Genomic DNA, 24228 nt, shown 5'->3' on the forward strand with positions numbered 1-24228 from the left:
TTTGGTATTACAATTTATCTTCACTAAAAACAATAGAAACATATTCCTTACTGGCAAAGGGTTCGCCACCTTCAGAATACATAAATGCTTCATATGGATATGCTTCATTAAAATAAGGAGTGCTTTTAGAAATATCAATATTATCAACACAGCGAATCAAATTATGTAATAGCTCTTTGTTATAAGGTTCATTAGAATGAGATGTAAGAATAATATCAACCTCTAATTTGTTTAATTTATTAAGGCTGTCTATATAGTCACTCATTTTCTCACTTTCCTTTAAAAACATCCATACGTGTTGTAATACCGTGTCTCCAGAAAGTAAAAGTTTCCTTTTTCTTTCAATTAATGAAATACACCCAGCTGTATGCCCCTTACAATAAATTACTTCAAGCTCATATCCTCCTAAGTCAAATATTTCACCTTCTTTTATAGAAGTAAAATTCATATTATAATCTCTACTTATATATTCTTCTTCACTAAAATCTTTCGGAATTCCTATATTTTTTTTATAATTATTCACAGTCCATTTTCTCTTATCTGATAAAAGAATCTGCTTTGCTAATGTTATATCAGCTTCATGAATATATATATCATCAAACTCATAGTTTCCTCCCATATGGTCAAGATGACCATGGCTGTTTACAACAATAATAGGTAAAACAGTTATAGAGCTAATTGCTTGTTTTAGCTTTCCAATACCATAACCTGTATCAAATAACAATGCCTTTTCATTTCCCACCACTAGCGTACAGCATATTTTATTAGGATCACTTATATGATATACTCCATCCATTACCTTCCTAATTGAATAATATTCATTATACATATCAATCACTCCAATTCTTAAAATCACTTTATTATTAGCCTGCAACTTAATAAATTGCTTATTTTTTACACAAGTACTTAAACTATGCACTTTATTATAGATATCCAAATGAATAATCAAACTTATAAATGTAATATGCATACACTCTTGAGAAATTATAATCATAACACTACACTAGAAATTAGATACATATTTGTGCAAGCGGCATATGAAATTAAGCTGTGATGGTTATTAGTGGAAGGTTGTTCCACTTTCTGCTTGTCATAAATTTACTTTAGGAACATGCAGAAATGGGTGCATCCTTCCACTTAGAGCCCATCCAGCGAAAATTTCATAAGTCCGCTGTAATAAATATGTGTTTAATTTCGGTAAGTTCCGCATATGTCTAATTCTCGCTTTGGATATTTTTAGTTCATAATAATGCTATTCTAGCATAAATGTAATTATTTACATAAGATATCTATTATTATAAATGGTATCCTTTTATCATAACTTCATAAATAACTAATAGAAAAGGTATCTTTTTATCATATAATTCATCATTTTCTTATTATTAGAGTCACTTTCTCACCATTATTAACATACTTAATGTTTTATGTATGCAATTTTAATTATTATATGATAAAATCTTTATGTATACGTAATCATACAATATAAGATACTCTTGCCAAAAAAGCTATACTTACAATGATTATTAATATGAAACTAAATCATAAAATTAATAAAGATACCTTGATAGGAGGAATATTATAATGTATAAACTACTCGTCGTAGATGATGAAAAGGAATCCAGAAATTTATTATGTAGCTATTTCCCATGGGGTGATTTGGAATTTGAAATTGTTGATCAATTAGAAAATGGAAAAGTTGCTTTAGAATATATTTTAAATAATCCAGTTGATGTAATCCTTTGCGATATAAAAATGCCTTTTTTAGACGGTATTGGACTTGCTAAAGAAATATTTAATCGCCACATAAAAACAAAAATTATTTTTTTAAGTGCCTATAAAGACTTTGACTATGCTCGTAATGCTCTAATTTACGGTGTCAGTCATTATATTGTAAAGCCTTCAAAATATAATGAAATTTTCGAAGTATTTTCCTCTTTGAAAAAAATTTTGGACAATGAAGGTTTAGCTAACAAAAATGATTCTTTAGATATACCTGTAAATGATTTTAAAGATTTATCAAATTATGACTCAAAAATCATATCCTTTGTTAAAACTTATGTGAATGAACACTATAAAAGTGCTAAACTTGAAGATATTGCTGAATCTGTTCACATGAATCCTAACTACTTAAGTCAATTTTTCAAGCAAAAAACTGGAGAATGCTTTTCTAATTATTTAATAAAAACAAAAATGAATCATGCTGCTAAACTCTTAGACGACATAAGATATAAAACCTATGAAGTCAGTGAAATGGTTGGCTATAGTAATACAAAAAATTTTACTAGAACCTTTAAGAACTTCTATGGAAAAAGTCCTAAAGAATATAGAAATCAAAGAGAGATAATTGATACTGGCGCTTTTGAAAGGTGATGAATTTTTTTGAACAAGAACTTTTTCATAAAGAATTTAATTATATTTTTGCTTCCTATCCTAATCCCAACATTTGTATTAGGTTCTTTATCTATAATTATTACTCAAAGATATATTAAAAATCAGATAACAGTAAATAATGCAGATCTTCTAAATCAAACCAAGTCTAACATTGACTTGATTTTTAATGAATTAGATCCGCTTAATATACAATTCGATTACACACCAAGCATTGCTTTAACTCTAAAGAATGTTTCAAAAGAAGAAACTTTACTTTCATCAGATTTAACAAATACAGATAAAATTTGCTTCTTTTTGAATTCATTTGCTAATTCGAAGCCGTATATTTATTCTATTCATATCTATTACCAAAATGAGAATGGCAGGTTTTATACCACTAATAATGGTATAACAAATTTAAATAATTACTTTGATACCTCTTGGTACAAAAACTATTTGAATCATAAATCAGATGAAAAAATGTGGATAGAAGCTCGTAACATAAAACAATATAATTTTGAAGAAAATGAAACCAAACTTATAACCGTTTATAAAAGAATGGCTCTAAATAATGGTGTTATAGTTTTGAATATTAAAGCTGATTATATACAAAACTTACTTAATAAAGCAGCTACTGCACCTGAACAAAAAATCTTTATACTAGATGATAATGCCAATGAACTTATTAGCAACAATACTTCTACTAATATAGCTAATTTTGATACAAATGAACTCTTAAAATTAGATAATAATATTTTATACTCTCCATCAGAAAAAAAATTTCTAAGTAAATCAATCATTCATTCTGATAAATTTTCTTGGAACTACATATCTATAATTCCTGAAGACATTTTATATAATGTTTCTATGAGATTGTTTAAAAACACTATTGCATTATTGATAGTTTCGTTTATTTTAGGGTTAATTCTAACTTTCTATCTTACTCGAAAAAACTATAATCAAATTTCAAATATTATATCTATAATTGATTCAGCTAAGAATAATCAGACTCTGCCAGTGATAAATAGCAGTACAAAAAATGAATACAGTTATATTATAGAAAATTTACTTACAACCTTTATTGAACAACATTATTTAAAAGTGCAATTATCTGAAAGAAAATATAAACTAGAAAATATGGAGCTTATTGCACTACAATCTCAAATAAACCCTCATTTTTTGTATAATACATTACATACAATATATTGGGAAGTAATAAAGGAAACTGGGAGTAATAGTAAGCCAATTAAGATGATAGAAAACTTATCTAGCATATTAGACTATTCTTTAAGAAAACCTTGTAACAAGGTTATTCTTGAGGAGGAAATTTTATATACTAAAGCCTATCTAGATATTCAAATGATTAGATATGCGGATAAATTTGATGTAATATGGGTTTACGACAATATGGTAAAATCTATTTCAACAATTAAGTTATTAATACAGCCCTTAGTTGAAAATTGTATTTACCACGGAATAAAAAATAAGGAAGGGAAAGGTAGCATTAAAATAAAAATAACATTAAAAAATGATTCATTAATGCTCTCAATTATTGATAATGGAATTGGAATTGATAAACAAAATCTTGAAGCAATAAAAAATAAGTTGAATTTTGATGGCAATCACACAGATCATATTGGTTTGTTTAATACAAACAAACGCCTCAAATTAACTTACGGAAATGATTATGGTCTTAAAATAAATAGTAAATCAGGCTTTGGAACTGTAATTTACATCATAATTCCCACATCCTAAGCCTAATTAAAATTATGCAGCCAATAAAACTAATTAGTATTAATCCCTTAAATAAATAGCCTCACTATAACTAGTGAGGCTATTTATTATTCATAACTTTCTATTATAATGCTTTCTGTAATGCCAATTGGTTCTAATAACATGTATTGGGATAACCAGTCATATTGTTCTCTAACTAGTGTTGTACTCACGTCTATTACTAACTTATTTTCACCTTCAAAAATGTAATCAGAAATATCAAATCTATATGGTGGAACTATTTTCATACCTATTTCTTTGTTATTTAAGATAACTTTTGCACTTTCTGAAACTCCTTTTAATACTAAATAGGATTTAGCTTTTTTTGAATCAACGTTGAAACTCATTTCATAGCGAATAATCCCTGCAAAATCCTCTTTTCCATCTAATTCCTGTAACTGAATTAAAGAGTCTAAGGTTATTGCATCCTCGAATACGTTAAAATCTTTGCTAGTTGCAAAAGATACTTTATATATTCCCTCTACTGCTTTTTCTTCTACTTTTGTAAGAATTTGTTCCTTTCCACCTTCATACTCTAGTTGAGTATGAGGAAAAATAACTATCTTTGATTCATAAGGATAGAGATTTAATTTTAAAGCATTTTCATCTTCTTTAAGTATATTCTCCATTGCATTATAAGTATATGCTGTACTTGAAAATGGTATTTTCAACTTTGTAGATATAATATTATATGGATGTTCATTTACAAACATAAATATATGACCATCTTCCTGTTCATAATGATAATATCTCAAATAAGGCTCGTAAGAGCTTGTAGATATCTCATATAACCCAGCTTTCTTTAAATCGTCTACTAAATCATCTAAATTAATCACATGAATATTTTTTTCTGCTTTCATTTCTTTTAAAACAGATTCAATATAATTTCCTTCACTTTCACGTACAGGTAGTGCTTCTAAGAAATAAATAGGCATTTGTTTTTTAGCAAATACTAAGATTTTTTCTAAAAATGCTTTTGGTAAAGCTTCTGCATAAGGTACTACTAACCCTTTAAAAATTTCTTTATTCACTTTTATGCCATCATAATTACTTTCTGCTTTTACTAATTCATCTATTGGTAAAATATCAAAATCTATTTGATTTCTTGTGAGTTCTGCTGCTGGCTTTTGAAGAAGCATATATTCTCCAGCCCACTCTGCTTCTCCATGATACACAATAGCTAAAGGTGCTCTATGAATACCATCAGAAAGTAAATGACTCATACGATTTGTATAATCCATCAATAGTTTAAAGCCTTCAAATTGTGGATTTTTTCCATGAGCATAAAAATGCGGAGGACAGTCAAAGTCAGGATATTGCTTTGGATCAAACGCATGAGGCACAAATTCATTTACTCCACGAACTAACATATGATCAACAGTCCACTTCATTTTTTTATTACCTTCTGCCCAGCCATATGCGCCAAAAACTTCACACATAGTCCTTCCTTTTTTCTTAGGATCCATATGTCCAAGTGATGTTCCAAGCTTGGCTAATGCATAGTGAAAAAATTCTCCATCCCATCCATTGCTGGTCATAGCCTTATTTACGCAGTAATCCTGCCCTGGCATTAGTTGATGAAGTACCTCATCAATACCTGCCATATGCTGACCTGCCATAGCACGATAAAAATGTCCTGCTCCATATCCAAGTCTTCCATGAGCATTATTGTCCTCTATAGTATGTCCAATATACATAACGTTATGTTCTTCACACCAATTTCCTATTCTTTGATTAAAATTTTCTGAATATAATCTACTCACTAAATCCATATATACATATCTAATGTGATGAGCTTTCTCTCCACCTTCTATAAATAAAAGTGGCAAATACATAAGTGAAGAAATTCCTAGCCTTTTATCCATAAGCTCTAACATATCTTTACGCCAAGGTAGTACCATGTCAAAACGCCCTATAGAACCTAATGGCCCATGCATATTTCCAAAGCGTGGTTCATCTGAGAAAAAGCCAACTATAGTTTGTCCAAACTCTTCTTTATATTTTTCATAATGAGACTCATATACAGTATTAATTAAAATATCTGTTGCTTCTGGATCTATTGGATTTAAATATCCCTCTGTCTGCTTTTCTCCACCATTAAAACTGGTATACAGAATCATAACACTCCACTGACCTTCTGGCAAATCGAAGGAAACTGTCTTATTTTCCTTTACTCCTTCTGTAATATCCATTAGAGTATCTGGGTCTACATTTTCATAATCTAATTTTCTACCAAGAATAACTCCAATTATTTCATCTTCCTTGTCTGATAATGCATACTTAATAATCGCCTCTGCATTTTTCATAGGGCCAACAAAATCTAATACTTTTAGCCCTAAAAATCGCTTACGAAGATGAGGAAATTCATTTTTTATGCGACCATTTGCAAAGCCTGTTGGAAAGTGAGAATCATCTAAAATCCAAACCTTCATATCTCTTTTTTTAGCTTCATCTATTATGGCGTCTATATCCATCCACCACTTATCCCCTAAAAAATCAGGATGTGGTCTAGCCTCTACGCAAACCGATTTGATTCCTGAATTATAGATCTTATCCATATAATCACGTAATACCTGCTCTTCTTCACCGTGCTGCCAAAATAGAGGAAAAATGTGATTTGAATATTTTCCTGATAATACTTCTTTTACTTTTTTCATGTTTCTTCTCCTCTTAATTAATTAAAAATCAAATATTTATTAGGTTATTTTTCGTCACCTTTTACCCCAAATAAATATGCTAAAACACCTGAAACTACAAATGATGCTGCTGAAGCTGCTAAGTAAATAATAAAATGCCCATTATTTCCTGTTGGGTTTAAGAACATTGGAGCTCCTAGAACTCCTCCACCACCAAATCCATACATCATTAATCCTGCAGCTGCTGTAATAGCCCCTCCAATACCACCACCTATAAATGCACATACAAAGGTTCTTTTATATGGCAGTGCAATACCATAGATAATTGGCTCTGTTACTCCTAACAATCCTGTTAAACAATTTGAAAATCCAAAGGCCTTCTTTTCTTTATCTTTAACCTTTAATCCAAAACCTAACGCCACACCAGCTAAAGCATAAACAGTTACTGAAAGTATAGCATTTATTGGGTCCTGATGCATAGTTGCTATGTTATTTATTAAGATTGGAATAAATGCATAATGTAATCCAAAAATTACAATTAGTTGCCAAAATGCTCCTAAGAAAATACCAGTAAATAATGGACTTAAGTTATAAAGACCACTAGTTAACGCTGCTAATCCATTACTCATATATGTAGCAATTGGTCCAATTACTATAAATGTAAGTGGTACTACTATTATTGCAGTAAGACAAGGCGAAAACATTGATTTAAATGCTGTTGGCAATTTTTCTGTAAAGAATCTTTCTATTTTTGATGCTATATAAGCTGCTATAATAATTGGAAATACGGAACTTGTGTAGCTCATTAATATTACTGGAATTCCTAAAAAAGTTAACCCATTATGCTGAGTGTATGCAGTTACTATGTTAGGGTACACAAGTGCTGCCCCGATAGCAGCTCCTAAATAAGGATTACTTTTAAATTTCAAAGATGCAGAGAATCCCAACATAATTGGTAAAAAGTAAAAAAAGCCATCTGCAAATGCATAGAGAATTTGATACGTTCCATCAGTAGGAGCTAATAGATTAAAAGTCGTACATAATGATAATGCACCCTTTAATATACCACTTGCACCTAATACTCCAAGAATTGGTCCTATAACAGCTATAATTGTTTTAAAAAATGCATTAAATAAATTATCTTTCTTTTCACTGTCTTCTTTTTTTATTTCTGTAGTACCATCTGTCATACCAATCTCTTCACAAACAGCAGCATAGGCTTTTTTAACCTCTGTTCCAATAACAACTTGATATTGTCCACCTTGCTGAATTACAGATAAAACCCCTTTAGTGTTTTTAATTTCATCTGTTTTTGCAATCTTTTCATCCTTTAAAACAAAACGTAATCTCGTTACACAATGTGTTAGATTTTCTATGTTATCTTTTCCACCAATTAGAATTACTACTTGCTTTGCTAAATCTTTATAATCCATAAATTTTCCTCCTTAAGTTTATAAATTTAATATTTATTATTGCTATATGTAAATGATATCATCTTAATCATTATGCAAAAATATCAAAACAAAAGAAGTTGACTGACCAAACTTAATATTATAATATAATCTTAAATTTTGTTATAAATTATCAATATAATCAATATTTTTAGTTTAGTGGATCAACTCAGAACTTTACAAATTTATAATATTTTAATATAGCAGGAATTGTAATCAAACTAGGGAAGAAGGTTTTTAATATGAATCATAGAGAACTAGATGAAATGCTTATGCCTCTTACAGATCGCGAAATTTATCATAAAAATCACGGCAATATATCAAGTTTTTATAATCAACTTAGTCAAATTGATTATGAAGGTAAAAAAATATATTTGTTTAACTTAGCAAATTTACTATCTGGAGAAAATATTACTCTTTCGAGGCATACGCGTTTTGCTGAAGTACCAATGCATATACATGATTATATAGAACTAAGCTATGTATATTCTGGAAAAGTTACAGAAATAATTAAAGATAAAACTATAACTTTAAAAGAAGGGCAAGTTTCTATAATTGACACTGGAATACCCCATTCTATTTTACCAACAACTGAAAAGGATATAATTATTAATATGTTAATGCGTAAGGAGTATTTTACAACATCTTTTCTAAGCAGATTATCAACTAAAGGTATCATATCCCAATTTTTAGTCAATGCAATTTCAGATAAAACTAATCACGATAATTATATTATTTTCAATTCAGATAATAATGAAAAAATGCCTAATCTTATAAAAGAACTTCTATGCGAATATTATGATAAATCTTTGTTTTTTAATGAAATTATAGATTGCTATATGATATTAATATTTACAGAACTACTAAAAACTTTTCAATATGATACAAATAAATCTCTTTCAAATTCTAAAGGAACTGCGACAGTTATTGATATCCTTAATTATCTTGAAGAAAATTATATGACCTGCACTTTAGCTTCAACTGCTAATCACTTTAATTTCCATCCAAATTATTTAAGCTCATTAATTAAAAAAAGTACAAATAAGTCCTTTAAAGAGCTTATTCAAGCACAAAAGCTAACAAGATGCTCGATCTTACTTTCTAACAGCAATATGCCAATTTATGAAATTGCTACTGAAGTTGGATACCAAAATCTAAACTTCTTCTATAAGAAATTTAAAGATTACTTTGGAGTTACTCCTAATGAATTTCGCCATAAATATAACTCATGACAATAATATTAAAATTATTGAAATAATATAAAAGTGATGTTAATTACTCACAATTTAAGTACTTAACATCACTATACTAATATTTCAATATTAATTTAGTTGCAGTGATTCATATCTATTACAGACTTCTTGTTTCTCCACCTTCAATTCTTACAGCTTTATCATCTACGCTAATCCATACTGTTATTGCAGTCGGATTATAAACTATATCTCCTTTAGCTGAAAATTCAAGCTGCTTTAATGCCTTTATATATCTCATTACATCAACATTTGTTGCAAACCAAATTTCATCACTTTTAGAAACTAACTTACAAAAATCTTCAATTAGATTCCAATTATTATTTCTTTCAAACTCAAAACTATGTCCCCAAACGTACATAAGCTTTAGTTTTCCTTTAAACTCATAATCTAAAAACTTTTGTCCAAGTTCCATAAGATTGTCATCATGATGACAAGTTGCATTCCAAGCTAAAAAATCTTCTGGTATATAAAAATCATGATGCGAGATTACAGTTCTTGAATACTGCATTCCAATGCTATCAAGAATTTTTATTAGTTTCCCATTAAAAGCTCCATATGGATAAGACATTCCTTTTATTGGATAACCAACTAAAGATTCTAAGCATTTTCTGTCTTCAATTATTTCTTCTATAATTGCTTCAACAGGTATGCAATCTAAAAACGGATGAGTTTTTGCATGCACTGAAACCTCGTGACCTTTATAAAGTTCTGCAACTTCAGCTTTTGTAATAAAATTTTCCTTATCTAACATTCCAGAATTTAAATGAAACGTACCTTTTACTCCATACTTATTAAATATGCTTATCAACCTTCTATCAAAAATCTGACAGTCATCATAACTCATAGTCAATGCTTTTGTTCTTCCTTCTGGAAACAGATCAAAATTTATATTCATAATTCTCACCTCAAAATTAATATATGGTCCAATTATCAAAGCTCAATTGTCTATTATCAGTTGCTATACAAGTCTTAACAAAAAGAGTTCTTGCAAACAAATTTAACACAATATAATTACCATGCAGAATATGGACAATCTTTTTCCCGCTGTAAGGCTCTTATCTGAACAATGCATCCACATTGCATGCAGGTTGTACTATACTCTAGATACTTACATCCCCCACACTTTTGAAGCCTTTTACTGTAGGTTTCTTCAGATACTAATTTAAAATTTCCGCTATTAACAATACTAATTACCATTGCTTTTATGTCTTCTGATGCAACTTTAACACTTGCTGAGCACCCTTTACAGTTATCTATATATGACATAAGCGCTTATTCTAATTCTAATGTAACTAATGACATAGCAGGTAATTCTGCTGTAAACTTGCCTTCTGCTATGCTAGCACCATTAAATACTTTTGGTGATACTTTTTCTGGTTCTTCAAAAGTATTATGAGCGTTCATTACATCAGCGGTAAGTATAGTGCCTGTCACTTTAGTCATAACATTTCCTCTTAATTCACATTGAATATCAGCTGATTTTGTAGGACTTAGATTGCATATAGATATATGAATTTTTCCTTTTACATCCACTGAAGCAGTTGCGCTTACCTGTGAAATCTTATCATCGCCACAAACATAATCAGGTGCTTCAATATTTAAGTCAATTAATTCAGCATCTTGATGAACCTTGTACATATTAAAAGCATGGTATGTTGGAGTTAAAATCATCTTACTTCCCTCTGTAAGTATAACTGCTTGAAGCACGTTTATTGCTTGAGCTATATTAGCCATTTGAACTCTATCACAATGCTCATGAAAAATATTAAAATTAATTCCAGCAATTAAAGCATCTCTAATTGTATTTTGCTGATATAAGAAGCCTGGATTTGTTCCTGGTTCAACATCAAACCAAGTCCCCCATTCATCAACAATTAAAGCTACTTTCTTATCAGGGTCATATCTATCCATAATTGTTGAATGTTTCGAAATAAGCTCCTCCATAAACATTGATTTTTTCATAGTCATAAACCATTCTTCTTCACTAAACTCTGTAGCAGAGCCTTTACCTAACCAAAAATCTCCTGGAACTGTGTAATAATGCAAGCTTAATCCATCCATAAATTTACCTGCTTCTCTCATAAGCACTTCAGTCCAGTTATAATCATCACCATTAGCCCCACAAGCTATTTTAAAAATTTTATTATCACCAAAATTTCTTACATAACTTGAATATCTTCTATATAAATCAGCATAATATTCTGGACGCATATTACCGCCACAACCCCAATTTTCATTTCCCACTCCAAAGTATGTAAGTTTCCAAGGCTCCTTATTACCATTTTCTGCTCTTAAATTTGCCATTGGTGATTCTCCATCAAAAGTCATATATTCAACCCATTCTCTCATCTCTTGAACAGTTCCACTTCCTACATTACCACATACATATGGTTCTGCACCTAAAAGCTCACATAATTCAAAAAATTCATGTGTACCAAAATGATTGTTTTCTGTTACTCCTCCCCAATGTACATTAACCATCTTAGGTCTCGCTTCTGGATTACCTATACCATCCTTCCAGTGATATTCATCGGCAAAGCATCCTCCTGGCCATCTTAAAACTGGTAGCTTTAACTCTTTTAAGGCTTCCACTACATCTTTTCTAATTCCATTTATATTAGGAATTTCAGAATCCTTTCCTACCCAAAAACCGCCATAAATGCATCTTCCTAAATGTTCAGCAAAATTTCCATAAATATTCTTGTTTATTTTTCCTTTTTTAATATCTGTATTTACAACTATCTTTGACATATTACACCTCTTAACTCAAATTTTATCTATATTCTATTTACAATGAGCAATGGTCCTTGATCATTGTCAATTAATCCTATCTGCAACAAAATTGTTTTCTATATTGTAATGGTGTCTTTTCTTTCAATTGAACAAATTTATTTATAAAATAATCTGTATTACTATATCCAACCTTCTCTGAAATTTTATAAATTTTATCGTCACTTCGTTTTAGTAATTCTGCTGCTTTTTCAATTCTATATGCGTTTAAGTAGTCTTTAAAGGATACGTTATATTGCTTTTTAAATATTTGACCTAAATAAGCGCTATTGATATAGTACTTTTCACTTAAATATTTTAAACTTAACTTTTCCATATAATGTTCTGAAATCTCTTTGTTAATTTGACTTAAGATTCCTTGAAACGAGTGCTGCCTTAATTGATTTAAATATTCTGCAAATTCCAAAGAAAATGTTTTCAAATGATTTACACTTCCTCGACTTATCATTTGTTCAAAAGAAATCGAAGTAATATATTGCATTACTTCCTCTTGGTCAATTTCTGAATCTAGTTCCTTTGCAATATTAATAAGATTACACAATAGATAATTAATATTTATTTTTATAATATCTAAGTTTATCTTATGTTCTCCGAAACTCTTGTAAATTTTCTCTACACACTTTACTATTTCTTCCTTATTGTTATCCTCAATTTCATGAATTAAATAGTCCATATATTTTTTTTCTTCACTACAGTTTAATTCTTTTCTTTTTGCCATTTCATCATAATATGCAATATTATTTTCAATTGAAAAATCAGAAAATAATTTAGCTACAGTTGCAGATTTGTATGATAATGCTATTGTTTCAATATTATCTACTTTCTCACCTACATAAATAAAAAAATCATATTTTTGAATTTGTTGCATATTTGTTTTAAAATTTAAAATATATTCATGCTCAGCCATTCCTTTTTCTTTCGCAAACCTTTTATCATAAATAAATCCAATATCATAACAATCCTTAGTTTGTCCCATATCAATAATGACATTGTAATAATTTTCCCCAAGCCATCCAATAATGTTTTGATAAAAAATCTGCTGTTGTTCCATTTTTTCATTTTCTGATATAGTTATTTCATCATGATTATTATAATTAATTTCAATAATCAAATATCTCAAATCAGAAGAAAAGTCTTGATATTTTTTAATGTATTCTAAATTTGCATTATTACATTTACCATGTATAATTTCATTAAAAAATCTATCATACACAACCTTATCTTTAATTTTTTGCATTGTTTGTTGTTGTTCCTGCTTTATAAATTCTTCTTTAAAAGAGCTCAATACCTTAATCAGTTCCTCTTTTTGGATTGGTTTTAAAATATAATCATTCACATTACATTTTATTGCTTTCTTTGCATATTCAAACTCATAATATCCACTTAACACAATTATTTTAACTTCTTCTGATATATTTTTACGCACATATTCAATTAATTCAATTCCATTCATTTCTGGCATTTTTATGTCTGCAATTATTAAATCAATATCTTTCTTTTCCAATTCCTTTATTGCTTCAAGTCCATTAGCAGCTTCTCCAACAATTTCATAACCATATTGTTCCCAATTAATTAGAATCTTTAACCCTTGTCTAATAAATGGTTCATCATCTACAATCAATACCTTTATCATAATATCCTCCTATATTAGAAATCATTATTTTGATTATTTTTAAATAAAGAATTAGTAAAATTTGATTCATCAAGATAAATTTGTATTGTAACATCTGTTCCTTCTCTTGGTTTACTGTCAATTTCAAATTTCATATTATTATTACAATACATTTGTAAGCGCATATAAGTATTAAGTACTCCTGTACTTTTACTGTTACTAAGCATATCTATTTCAGCATTTCTTAATTTATTTCTAAGCAAATCTAACTGTTCTTTATCCATCCCACTTCCTGTATCTGAAATCTCTATAATTAAACTATTATCTGACCTAACTATAGAAACGTTAACACTGGCATTATGAGATACTTCTTCAATACCATGAACACAAGCATTTTCAACAAAACTCACAATTGATAATTTGGGAATTTTTATATTTTTACATTCTTCCATAATATAAAAGCTGAAAGATAATTTTTCACCAAATCGGTACTTTTGTATTTGAAGATAATTTTCTACAAAGGTCATCTCATCTTCAATGGTAATATGATCTTCTCCCCAATTTATTGTTTTCCTCAGTAGCACTGATAAATTTTCAATTATATCTGCTGTTTCACTCTCACCTTTAATTAAACTTCTCATTCGAATACTTTCAAGAGTATTAAACATAAAGTGTGGATTAACTTGACTTTGGAGTGCCTTTAACTCAGCTTGTTTTTTTGCTAACTCAAGCCGCTGCTTCTCAGCATCTCTCTTAAATACTACTTCTATTAATTCCTTAATTCTCAGTACCATTAAATTATAGCTTCGAATCAGTTTCCCTATCTCATCTTGTCCTTCATTGCTTTCTATTGTGGAAAATTCTTCTTTTTCTACTTTTCCTAAATAGATTCCAAGCAATGTTACTCTATATCCAATTGAATGCGATACCAAACCAATAATTATTGTCGGTAATAATAAATTAAATATTGCTAAGCCAAATAATATTTCTTTTTTCTCTACAATTTTTGATAATGGACTAACTTCATCTGCTGTAATAATGATATCCCAAGTTTCATTTGCTACCTTAAACCTAAAGAAATCGCTAAATTTAATATCTTTTGCTTCTATAGAATCTATAGTATCAAACATCTCTTTACCAACATTAGATTTTTTATTAGAGAACAATATATAATTTTTATTACATACATATAAGTTTGCGTCCATTTTTTCATTTAAAATATCATTTAGTATAACGTTATAATCCACATCAATTTTTAAAATATTCTCATGTGATTTATCAAAATTATCTAGTTTTCTTGTGATACTAATTGTTCTTGCTGTATTGTTGAATTCAAAATTTTTTCTATTATTATCATAATATACAGATATATTCATAGCTTCTTTATTTTTATGAAATTGCCTATACCACTCACTTTGACGTATTTCTGGTGTTAACTTTATGAAATTACCACTATCGCTAATTGTTTGGTTATCAGTATAAATTGTAACTTGATATACGTGTTGTGAATTGTAGTAGTAATTGATTACATTATTCTGCAATAAATAATTATAACTCTCATAGTAATCAAGTAAGCTGCCATATCTTTTTGTAATAAAATCGTTTAAAGTTATATCATTATGTAGATGATCAGATACTAATACACAATCATCTAAAACAGAACCCAAATCATACTTAACCCTCTCTACTGCATGCTCCATATTTGTCTTTTGTTCTCTTACGCCATTATTCTTTATAGTTATATATACAATAGAATTAGTAACTATGATAGGAATCAGAACACAAAATAAATATATTATTAATAATTTTGTTCTAATGCTATAATTATTTATTATATCTAATTTCTTCATTCCATTACCTCTTTTTCTAAAAGCACTTGTCCATAATTCTATAATATAATACTATCTTAAGTTAAGCAATAATTTAACTCCTTATACTAAAATATCCATAAGTTTTTGATATATAGATATCAAAGCAATAATTACCGAAATATGATACATTTATCTTCCACAGGACTAGTGAAATTTTCGCTGGAGGGTTCTAAATGTGGGCTTGTCGTCATTTCAGCGTGTTCCAGATGTAAAATATGGACAAGCTGAAATGGAACAAGCCCCCATTAATAACCATCATCAGCTCAATTTCACATGCCTGCTTCCAGAAAAATGTATCTGATTTCTAGTATAGTGTTACGATTATAATTTCTCAATGATGCATGTATATTCCATTTATAAGTTTGATTCTTAAATTGGATATCTATATATAAAAATCTAATGCGAGAATTAAACTTATGTAGCAACTTCTCCCTATATTTGCTCCTAATTAAATGACAATTGATCATTGATCCTGTGGTTTATTTTAAAATATTATATTTGAACTCTGAAAATTCAGCAGCCCCTCCTATTTCTTTTGTAGAAAATAAAAACAATCCAAAGCGGCATCCTACAAACTGATCCATCTTCCATACCATATTATGTGTAATACCTAGTTTCTTCCATGTTCCTGCATCTTCATAATAAAATTCGCACTTATCTTGATTATCTATAAAATAACCAAATGCTTTAATTGTAACCATCGGTTTACTTATGGTAATTCTTGCATATTCAGTTCCAGGCTCATTATTTACCAAATTTCCAAATATAGATTTGTCATCAGTTGCTCTTGCTAACATTACCAAATAATATTTATCTCCTTCTTTCGTTAAAGCAATTAAGCCATATGAACTAATCAAAAAGCAAAGCCCTGCATAATCACCATCTTTAAGTTCTTCTCCATTTAAAGTTACAATTGCTTCACAGGCTGGTCCCATAGCACGCTGTGTAAGTGTATTTACTGCATAATTTATATTTTGACTTATTTTCCCTGAATGGATTCGATATGTTCCTGTTTTTTCTGTTACTGACCACAAATCACTTGAAGGAATGTGATTCCATTGCCATATATTTTTCAAACTAACATTTCCGTTTACATCTGCTTCATAAACAAAATCATCATTTCCAACAAGTTGCTTGTACTTATATTCTGGTCTTGTACTTGGAATTTCAATATATTGTGGTGCTTTTTTATCGAATACTGGAAAATCATTTTCAAAATGCATTGGAACAATAACAGGTATACGGCCAACAGCACCATGATCTTGAAATAAGATTCCATACCATTTTCCTTCTGGAGACTCTACGATTCCTCCTTGAGCAATTCCCGAATTGTAGTATCCCATATCATCATCAAAAACCTCTCCCCCAACAAATTCACCTTCTAATGAATCTGCTACAAAGCAAGCTTGGGTTCTACGCTGATGACCAGACTTTAATATATGAATAAAAAATACGTAATACCTACCATTAATTTTATAGAAATGAGCCCCTTCATAGCCAAGTATATATTCTTGTGTCTCACTAACTATAATTCTATTTATACCACCTGCTTTTGGCCTCGAAAGATCCTCTTCCAATTCTGTAAGATGAATTTCAGTATTTCCATAAACAATATAAATTCTATCATCATCATCGAATAGTAGTGAACAATCATGATAAAAGCCATCAATTTCACTCTTTATCCAAGGGCCATCAATATTATCAGCTATAAATAAATAAGTTTTTTGTGTGTCATTAGCCACAAAGCATACATAGAATTTTCCCTTATGATGACGGAGGGAAGCTGCCCACATACCCTTTCCATAAATTTGTTTTTCACCTTCTAGCTTTTGAGCTGGTGTATCCTCTAAAGCTTCATAAACATAGGAGGCTATTTCCCAATTTATTAGATCATAGGAACGCAATATAACGCCACCTGGCATAAAATGCATTGTCGTAGTAATCATATAATAAGTATCATTAACTCTTATAACATCTGGATCTGGATAATCAGCCCAAAGAATAGGATTATTAATCATATTAAAGTCTCCCTAAATATTTTATCTTGTATTTTTATATTCAAACCAATAGAAATCTGCATAATTATTAGTAGGATTACCATTGCTGCTTGCATACATTCCTATTGTACAGCCTACAAAGCCTCCAGCTACTTCTGTACTCAAATTTTTACTGTTAACATTTTCTTGTAATACCTTAAAATTAATTCCATCATTTCCATAATAAAAAGTTAAATTCTGACCATTGCTAACTATTTTTAAATACAATTTGCCAGGACAAATTTCTTCTTTTGAAATTAAAACGTCTTCTCCCTTAATACATTCAACAATTTGAAGTATATTTTTTCCTTTATCCTTAATACATTCATATCTCATATGATATTCATTACTTTGAACTACTGCAATTCCAGCACTCTCTTTCTCCTTGACCGGATTAAATTCCATCATAGTAGACACCATGTAATAATAATCTTTTTGTCTAATTCCTATATAGGCTGGATTGTCTAAGTCTTTTAATGATTGTTCTTTTAGGTACAGTCTTAAGCAGCCTTCCTTGTCTGTTAAGGAATATAAACTTTCACTTGGATTTCTCAAAAATACAAAAGAAGTATCTAACGCCTTTCCATAGAAATGATAACAGGCTTCTTTTGGTTCTACTTTATATTCTAAAAGTTCATGTTCCTGCTCAAGTTCTAATATTCCAACACCAGGATTTACTACTGGCCAACCCTCTTCCCATATTACTTTAGCTAAAAAGGGTTCTCTTCCAGTATTACAATAGCCCTCACAGGTTCTACTTGCTAGCATTACCATAAACCATTTATCACCTTGTGTTTTCACTAAGTCTCCATGTCCAACATGCTTTATTGGATAATTTTTTCCTAAATGTCTATGAGTAATAATAGGATTACGTGGACAGCCTTCATACTTTCCAAATATAGATTTACTTCTTGCAATAGTAACACAGTGCTCAGGGCCTGTCCCTCCTTCTGCAATCATCAAATAATAATAACCGTCTTTTTTATAAAGATGAGGTCCTTCAGGCCAAATTACATCCCTCATCGCACCTTTCCATATTTTATGACTTTCACCTATAAGACACATAGTATTTAAGTCTAATTCTTGAACCCAGTCTTCCCAATCCCCATTATAACGTACGCCATCTGGATTTGGTCTTGTCCCTACATAATAAGCCTTTCCATCATCATCAAAGAATAAGCTTGGATCAATACCTTCTGCTCCTTCTAGCCAATATGGATCAGACCATGGTCCTTCTGGTTTTTCTGCAGTTACAATAAAATTATCTCCATGCGATACATTTGTAGTAATTAAATAATATGTTCCATTGTGATAACGTAATGTTGGAGCAAATATTCCTCGAGAATGACCTACTCCTTCTAAATTTAGTTGCGATTTTCTATTCAATATATTTCCAATTTGTTCCCAATTAATCAAATCCCTACTATGAAATATTGGGACTCCAGGAAAATATGCAAAGGTAGATGTTGCTAAATAAAAATCTTCTCCCACTGCACATATTGATGGGTCTGGATAGAATCCAGATATAATTGGATTTTTTATTTTACTCATTTTCACTTACCTCTACTTCCAAATTTTGTAATTTCCACTCAACGCTAAGAAAGCAAATAAATATAAACAATTATCATAATACCTTCTTTCACCAGTTCTTAAAGGCATATTCCAAAATATATCAACACATTCTTTTCTGTATTTTCCCTTGCTTGCTAGAGATGCCATTGCATTGGTTGCAATAATAGCTACTGGATGTAGAGCTTTTTGTTCTATAATTGTTCCATCCACTTCATATATTAAATCTGCTTTTCCTTTAACTGTCTCACAAAAAAAAGTTTGAATTTTATCTGTACACTCACATTCCCATTCCGAAGCTTGAAACCATTCATAAGATAATCCCAAATTAGCTGCTACTCTATAAGAATCACTATAAAATCTCTCATGATAGCCTCTCTCACATGGTGAATCGCAAGGAATTCCATCATACCTTGAAAACTCTGGTGCTAATCCTGTAACAGGATGACAAGCTTTTTTTAGATATTCTCTACTGCATTTAGCAGCTTCCTTCCAAAATTCTTGATCCTCTTCATTACACCAAAGTGAGAATAATTCATAAAAATGTGGAAGATGATAAGAAGGATCAGTGAAATCCAAATTCGGCACAAACTTTATGAGTTTATTTTTAGGCTCCCACATAGGATCCCCTGGTTCCTTTTCTCCTTTATGAACACATTCATGAAGCAGCTGTTTCCCCTCTTTCGAATAGTTGAAGATGCCTTCCCCATCTCCCCATCTGTTTGAAGCAAAAAATAATGCCATAGCAAAGTATTCTTCTCCATCAGGCGCTGGCCCCATTGAATTTTTTTCTCCATTTAACTTTACGGACCAAGCAAAATAACCTTTGTTCCAGCCTTCTTCCATGAACATATAGGTTTTTGTCCACTTCCATAACCTATCAAATTCCTCTTTCATATTTCTTTGAACACACATCATCATGGCATATGACATACCTTCTGTCCTTGCATCATTATTACCCGTATCCACGAAATATGCCATATCATCCCCAAAGGGATGATATAGTCTTTCATCATCATTTCCATAAAATATGGTATTGTAGATATTTTCTAATCTTTTTTCAATATCACAGGCAGCGTATCCATATTCCTCAAATACATTGCTATATGAATTTGTTTTATAAGCATTCATTATTCTTTAACTCCTCCAATAGTAAGTCCTGAAATAAAGTATTTTTGTAAGAAAGGATAAATGAACACAATTGGTAACGCTGTTACAATTGTAATAGCTGAACGAATAGATTGAGAGGTTACAATACTTCCAGAATTTTTAACTATGTCAGCAGTACCAGCACCACCCTGTTGTGTTGCAGCAGATAAAACTTTCATAAGTTCATATTGAAGGGTTGTTAGAGATGGACTCTGTGAACAATAAAGCATGGAATCAAACCAAGAATTCCATTGTCCAACTGCTATAAATAATGCAACTGTTGCAAGGGCAGGTTTACATAATGGTAATATAATTTGAATAAAAATCCTAAAATCTCCTGCACCATCAATTTTTGCTGACTCAACTAAGCCATCTGGCAAGCCATTCATATAAGTTCTTAAAACAATCATATTAAAGGCAGCAACTAAGCCTGGTAAGATATATACCAAAAAGTTGTTTGTTAGATGTAAATCTTTCATTAATACATAGGTTGGAATCATTCCACCATTAACATACATTGTTAATACATATATTATTGAAAGCTGCTTTTTGAATATAAATTCTTTTCTACTTAAAACATATGCAAGCATTGCTGTTAAAAACACTTGTACAACTGTAGCAATTACAGTTCTTGAAACTGATATAAATGCTGCTTGAGTTAAGTTAGGATTGTGAAATACTGTTTTATAGTTTTGAAGAGAAAATACTCTTGGCCATATATAAATACCACCTCTTACTGAATCAACACCATCATTAAATGAAATAGCTAATGTATTTAATATTGGATACAGAGTTACAACTACAAATATTGCCATAAATACTCCTATAATAGTATCCCATATCTTATCATGTCTGCTTCTTTTTCTACTTCCTACCATTTAAATACGCCTCCTTTTAGAATAACCTTTCTTCTCCAACTGATCTTGCAAAACGATTTGCTATAAATATCAATATTATACTTATTACACTTTTAAATATACCTGCTGCTGTAGCTAAGGAATAATTACTTAAACTAATACCATATCTCAAAACAAAAATATCTATTGTTTGAGATACATCTTGAATAAGACCATTTCCAAGTATATATTGAATTTCAAAACCAGCATTTACAATATTTCCAAGATTCATAATAAGTAATATAATTATTGTTGGCTTAATACCTGGTAATGTAACATGTAACATTTTTTTAAATCTTCCAGCTCCATCTATTTCAGCAGCTTCATACAAATCTGGATTAATAGAAGTAATTGCTGAAAGATAAATTATACTTCCCCAACCAACTTCTTTCCAAACATTTGCTACTCCCACTATCCCCCAAAAGTATTTAGGATCTGCAAAGAAATTTATAGGGCTACTTATTATATGTAATCCCAGTAATATTTGATTAATAATCCCTGGATCTGGTGAAAGAATCATTTGTACAAGACCTGTTACAATTATCCACGAAAGAAAATGTGGAAGATAAGATACTGTTTGTATAAATTTCTTAGCCAAAACTCTTCTTACTTCATTTAGTAATAATGCAAAACCAATAGAGCAAACAAAGCTTAAGGTTAAATTAATTATAGCCATACACAAAGTATTTCTTAATACGTTAAAAAAATTAGAATCAGAAAATAAAATTTTAAATTGATCTAAACCACACCAAACCTGATCAAATAAGCCTTTTGCTGGCTTAAACTTTTGAAATGCCATTACCCACCCAATAAGAGGTGCATAACAAAAAATTGCAACCCAGATTATAAATGGAATAGACATAATAATTAGAGTTTTCTGCTTCTTCATTTGCTCGAATAGATTCTTTTTTGCTTTTGTTTTTACAGGTAATTTTTGATCTTTTACTCCTAGTTCCATCACAATTCTCCCTTACATATTTTTCTTATATTTTTTTAATAATAGGGTATCTAAAAAGATACCCTATTTGTTATCTAATATTTAGTTCTTGAACTTTTCTACTCTTCTCTTTACTTCTTTAGTAAGAGCATCTTCATATGCCTTTATATCTGCTTGAGTCGTTAATGTAGTTTGATATTGGTTCCATGTTGAATCAAAGTCATTTGTGCTAGACATAACAACCTTTGGAAGCCATTTCTTTTTAATTTCATCCATCTTTAACATTGCCATATTTTGTGGATCATCAGCAGACCAAGCACCAGTTGCTGAGTAAATTGGGAACCAAGGTTCGTTCTTTTCTGCTGGAACATTTAGGAAGTCAGTCCATTTCTTATACCCATATCCCTTTAAAACCTTCTTATCAGTATCTGATAAAGTAGCTTCAAATTCAACTTGTTGTTGTTCTGGCCATATGCAATTGATACCATCATCTAAATAACCTGTACCATATTGAGGAAAATAAGAGTATCTGCATTGATTAGCTTGCATCCAATCTTGATTTTTATAATGTTCTCTCTGCTCATCTGTCATATAAAATACACCTTTATCATCAACTTTATAATCCTTATCTTTTTCTCCCCACCATCTTAATGCTAATAGATCATTAGATAATAAATCATTTATAACTTTTAATGCTCCATCTACATCTTTGCAACTAGTTGTAATTCCAAGTCCACTACCAGTATTAAAGGCTGGTTGAGTTCTATATTGTGATTTTACATTAGGATCAAGGGTTAAACCTAATGGTACCCAAGTTCTTTCATCCATGTGTTGTTGCAATAATGCTTTTTCTGAATCATTAAATTCCCAATGTTGATCAACCATTCCAAGTACTCTTCCTGTTGAAAGCTTTGATTTATATTGATCATAAGATAATGTAAATGTTTCAGGATCTATAATTCCCTTATTATATTCTTCATTTAGTTTCTTGAAATACTTTTGTGCTTCTGGAATTGTGTTATAGTTTTTCGCAGTAAGTGTAGCTTTATCTATAATTGCCTTTCCATCGTTTGGATATCCAGCTACAAATTGAGGTGGATTTTCTAAACAGAAATATCTCCAATCATCACATAAAATATCAAATCCTATAGTTGGTTGTCCATTTATAGTTGGATTAGCTGCTTTATATTTTTCGATTAAATCAAAATATTGATCAACAGTTTTTATTTGTGGATAATTAGCCCATTCTAAAACTGCTTTTTGAATCCAAAAAGCTTCATCATTGTGTTGTACTTGTGAATCTTTTCCTCTTGTCTTTCCAAATTGTTGTATATAATAAATATGCCCGTCTGGCTTTCTTAACTGTTCCCATTCATTAGGTGTTAAATAATTTTTAATGTTAGGATATTTATCTATTTTATCTTCCAATGGAATAAGTGCACCTGCATCCACCAATGCCTGTGTTCCTTCTCCTCCTTCAATAAAATCTGGATATTCACCACCAGCAATCATTACCCCTATTCTTTCTTTTGCTGTTTGCCCTGTAAGCCATTGTTCATTAACTTTAGCTCCAATTTTTTCAGCAATTACATTCTTTACTCTATCGTTATCAGGAATTTCCTTTCCTGCAACAGCAAAGAATGCTGTAAACTCTTTAATCTTTCCATTACTAGCACTGCTTGTCTCCTTTGTTTGATTACCACAACCTGCAAGAAGACTTAATGACACGACTCCTGTTAGGAGCATACTAGTAATCAATTTTGTTTTTTTCATTACCTTTCCCCCTATCTTAATATTTACATATTTATATATTTATATTTTAATAATTATGAGCTTTATGCTGTAAACGTTTTTGTCTACGAAATAAAGTTTATCACTTGTACAT

Annotated in this window: 17 protein-coding genes; 3 read left to right on the forward strand and 14 right to left on the reverse strand. The window is 30.2% G+C overall.

Annotation, left to right across the window (positions count from 1 at the left end; translation table 11 throughout):
• Nucleotides 1-7: 7 nt before the first annotated feature.
• On the reverse strand, nt 8-829 hold the full coding sequence (locus CSPA_RS23535) for an MBL fold metallo-hydrolase (protein WP_015394904.1): 822 nt from the start codon (nt 827-829) through the stop codon (nt 8-10).
• A 752-nt stretch (nt 830-1581) separates the two neighbouring features.
• On the opposite strand from CSPA_RS23535, the gene CSPA_RS23540 reads away from it, so the two are divergent.
• A complete protein-coding gene (locus CSPA_RS23540; protein WP_015394905.1) occupies nt 1582-2370 on the forward strand; it encodes a response regulator transcription factor in 789 nt (262 codons plus the stop codon).
• A 9-nt stretch (nt 2371-2379) separates the two neighbouring features.
• Nucleotides 2380-4125 carry a cache domain-containing sensor histidine kinase gene (locus CSPA_RS23545; protein ID WP_015394906.1) on the forward strand — a complete coding sequence of 582 codons (1746 nt, stop codon included), beginning with the start codon at nt 2380-2382 and terminating at the stop codon, nt 4123-4125.
• 86 nt (nt 4126-4211) lie between these two features.
• On the opposite strand, the gene CSPA_RS23550 is transcribed toward CSPA_RS23545, so the two are convergent.
• A complete protein-coding gene (locus CSPA_RS23550; RefSeq protein WP_015394907.1) occupies nt 4212-6800 on the reverse strand; it encodes a glycosyl hydrolase in 2589 nt (862 codons plus the stop codon).
• A gap of 44 nt (nt 6801-6844) precedes the next feature.
• Nucleotides 6845-8212, reverse strand: a complete 1368-nt coding sequence (locus tag CSPA_RS23555; RefSeq protein ID WP_015394908.1) for a PTS transporter subunit EIIC — start codon at nt 8210-8212, stop codon at nt 6845-6847.
• 260 nt (nt 8213-8472) lie between these two features.
• Here CSPA_RS23555 and CSPA_RS23560 point away from each other — a divergent pair, with 260 nt between their 5' ends.
• Entirely contained in the window at nt 8473-9462 is a 990-nt protein-coding gene (locus tag CSPA_RS23560; RefSeq protein ID WP_015394909.1) for an AraC family transcriptional regulator, read from the forward strand.
• A 118-nt stretch (nt 9463-9580) separates the two neighbouring features.
• Here CSPA_RS23560 and CSPA_RS23565 read toward each other — a convergent pair whose 3' ends face one another.
• The 11 genes from CSPA_RS23565 to CSPA_RS23615 form a co-directional block, all read right to left on the reverse strand.
• Complete coding sequence (locus CSPA_RS23565) at nt 9581-10378, reverse strand: polysaccharide deacetylase family protein (RefSeq protein WP_015394910.1); 798 nt, start codon at nt 10376-10378, stop codon at nt 9581-9583.
• Between the two features lie 116 nt (nt 10379-10494).
• Nucleotides 10495-10749 carry a DUF6171 family protein gene (locus tag CSPA_RS23570; RefSeq protein WP_015394911.1) on the reverse strand — a complete coding sequence of 85 codons (255 nt, stop codon included), beginning with the start codon at nt 10747-10749 and terminating at the stop codon, nt 10495-10497.
• A gap of 6 nt (nt 10750-10755) precedes the next feature.
• A complete protein-coding gene (locus CSPA_RS23575) occupies nt 10756-12234 on the reverse strand; it encodes an alpha-N-arabinofuranosidase (RefSeq protein WP_015394912.1) in 1479 nt (492 codons plus the stop codon).
• A 76-nt stretch (nt 12235-12310) separates the two neighbouring features.
• The gene (locus tag CSPA_RS23580; RefSeq protein WP_015394913.1) at nt 12311-13906 is read right to left on the reverse strand and encodes a response regulator transcription factor; all 1596 of its coding nucleotides are present in this window, start codon (nt 13904-13906) and stop codon (nt 12311-12313) included.
• A 14-nt stretch (nt 13907-13920) separates the two neighbouring features.
• A complete protein-coding gene (locus CSPA_RS23585; protein WP_015394914.1) occupies nt 13921-15735 on the reverse strand; it encodes a sensor histidine kinase in 1815 nt (604 codons plus the stop codon).
• Between the two features lie 500 nt (nt 15736-16235).
• Nucleotides 16236-17774, reverse strand: coding sequence for a glycoside hydrolase family 43 protein (locus CSPA_RS23590; RefSeq protein ID WP_015394915.1), 1539 nt, complete (start codon nt 17772-17774; stop codon nt 16236-16238).
• 21 nt (nt 17775-17795) lie between these two features.
• Nucleotides 17796-19343: a glycoside hydrolase family 43 protein gene (locus tag CSPA_RS23595; RefSeq protein WP_015394916.1), complete on the reverse strand. Its 1548-nt coding sequence runs from the start codon at nt 19341-19343 to the stop codon at nt 17796-17798.
• A 12-nt stretch (nt 19344-19355) separates the two neighbouring features.
• Nucleotides 19356-20492, reverse strand: a complete 1137-nt coding sequence (locus CSPA_RS23600; RefSeq protein WP_015394917.1) for a family 8 glycosyl hydrolase — start codon at nt 20490-20492, stop codon at nt 19356-19358.
• Entirely contained in the window at nt 20492-21388 is an 897-nt protein-coding gene (locus CSPA_RS23605) for a carbohydrate ABC transporter permease (RefSeq protein ID WP_015394918.1), read from the reverse strand. The genes CSPA_RS23600 and CSPA_RS23605 overlap by 1 nt, the downstream gene beginning before the upstream one ends.
• 16 nt (nt 21389-21404) lie before the next feature.
• Entirely contained in the window at nt 21405-22364 is a 960-nt protein-coding gene (locus tag CSPA_RS23610) for an ABC transporter permease (protein WP_015394919.1), read from the reverse strand.
• A gap of 81 nt (nt 22365-22445) precedes the next feature.
• Nucleotides 22446-24116, reverse strand: coding sequence for a type 2 periplasmic-binding domain-containing protein (locus tag CSPA_RS23615; protein WP_015394920.1), 1671 nt, complete (start codon nt 24114-24116; stop codon nt 22446-22448).
• Nucleotides 24117-24228: the final 112 nt, after the last annotated feature.

This window comes from Clostridium saccharoperbutylacetonicum N1-4(HMT), from assembly GCF_000340885.1.
Classification (GTDB): domain Bacteria; phylum Bacillota; class Clostridia; order Clostridiales; family Clostridiaceae; genus Clostridium; species Clostridium saccharoperbutylacetonicum.

What these genes read in the sequence shown, in the direction of transcription:
- CSPA_RS23560 (WP_015394909.1), top strand. Translation starts at nt 8,473, where the DNA reads ATGAATCATAGAGAACTAGATGAAATGCTTATGCCTCTTACAGATCGC.
- CSPA_RS23615 (WP_015394920.1), bottom strand. Translation starts at nt 24,116, where the DNA reads ATGAAAAAAACAAAATTGATTACTAGTATGCTCCTAACAGGAGTCGTG.
- CSPA_RS23580 (WP_015394913.1), bottom strand. Translation starts at nt 13,906, where the DNA reads ATGATAAAGGTATTGATTGTAGATGATGAACCATTTATTAGACAAGGG.
- CSPA_RS23610 (WP_015394919.1), bottom strand. Translation starts at nt 22,364, where the DNA reads ATGGAACTAGGAGTAAAAGATCAAAAATTACCTGTAAAAACAAAAGCA.
- CSPA_RS23595 (WP_015394916.1), bottom strand. Translation starts at nt 19,343, where the DNA reads ATGAGTAAAATAAAAAATCCAATTATATCTGGATTCTATCCAGACCCA.
- CSPA_RS23590 (WP_015394915.1), bottom strand. Translation starts at nt 17,774, where the DNA reads ATGATTAATAATCCTATTCTTTGGGCTGATTATCCAGATCCAGATGTT.
- CSPA_RS23585 (WP_015394914.1), bottom strand. Translation starts at nt 15,735, where the DNA reads ATGAAGAAATTAGATATAATAAATAATTATAGCATTAGAACAAAATTA.
- CSPA_RS23540 (WP_015394905.1), top strand. Translation starts at nt 1,582, where the DNA reads ATGTATAAACTACTCGTCGTAGATGATGAAAAGGAATCCAGAAATTTA.
- CSPA_RS23570 (WP_015394911.1), bottom strand. Translation starts at nt 10,749, where the DNA reads ATGTCATATATAGATAACTGTAAAGGGTGCTCAGCAAGTGTTAAAGTT.
- CSPA_RS23565 (WP_015394910.1), bottom strand. Translation starts at nt 10,378, where the DNA reads ATGAATATAAATTTTGATCTGTTTCCAGAAGGAAGAACAAAAGCATTG.
- CSPA_RS23575 (WP_015394912.1), bottom strand. Translation starts at nt 12,234, where the DNA reads ATGTCAAAGATAGTTGTAAATACAGATATTAAAAAAGGAAAAATAAAC.
- CSPA_RS23535 (WP_015394904.1), bottom strand. Translation starts at nt 829, where the DNA reads ATGTATAATGAATATTATTCAATTAGGAAGGTAATGGATGGAGTATAT.
- CSPA_RS23605 (WP_015394918.1), bottom strand. Translation starts at nt 21,388, where the DNA reads ATGGTAGGAAGTAGAAAAAGAAGCAGACATGATAAGATATGGGATACT.
- CSPA_RS23550 (WP_015394907.1), bottom strand. Translation starts at nt 6,800, where the DNA reads ATGAAAAAAGTAAAAGAAGTATTATCAGGAAAATATTCAAATCACATT.
- CSPA_RS23555 (WP_015394908.1), bottom strand. Translation starts at nt 8,212, where the DNA reads ATGGATTATAAAGATTTAGCAAAGCAAGTAGTAATTCTAATTGGTGGA.
- CSPA_RS23600 (WP_015394917.1), bottom strand. Translation starts at nt 20,492, where the DNA reads ATGAATGCTTATAAAACAAATTCATATAGCAATGTATTTGAGGAATAT.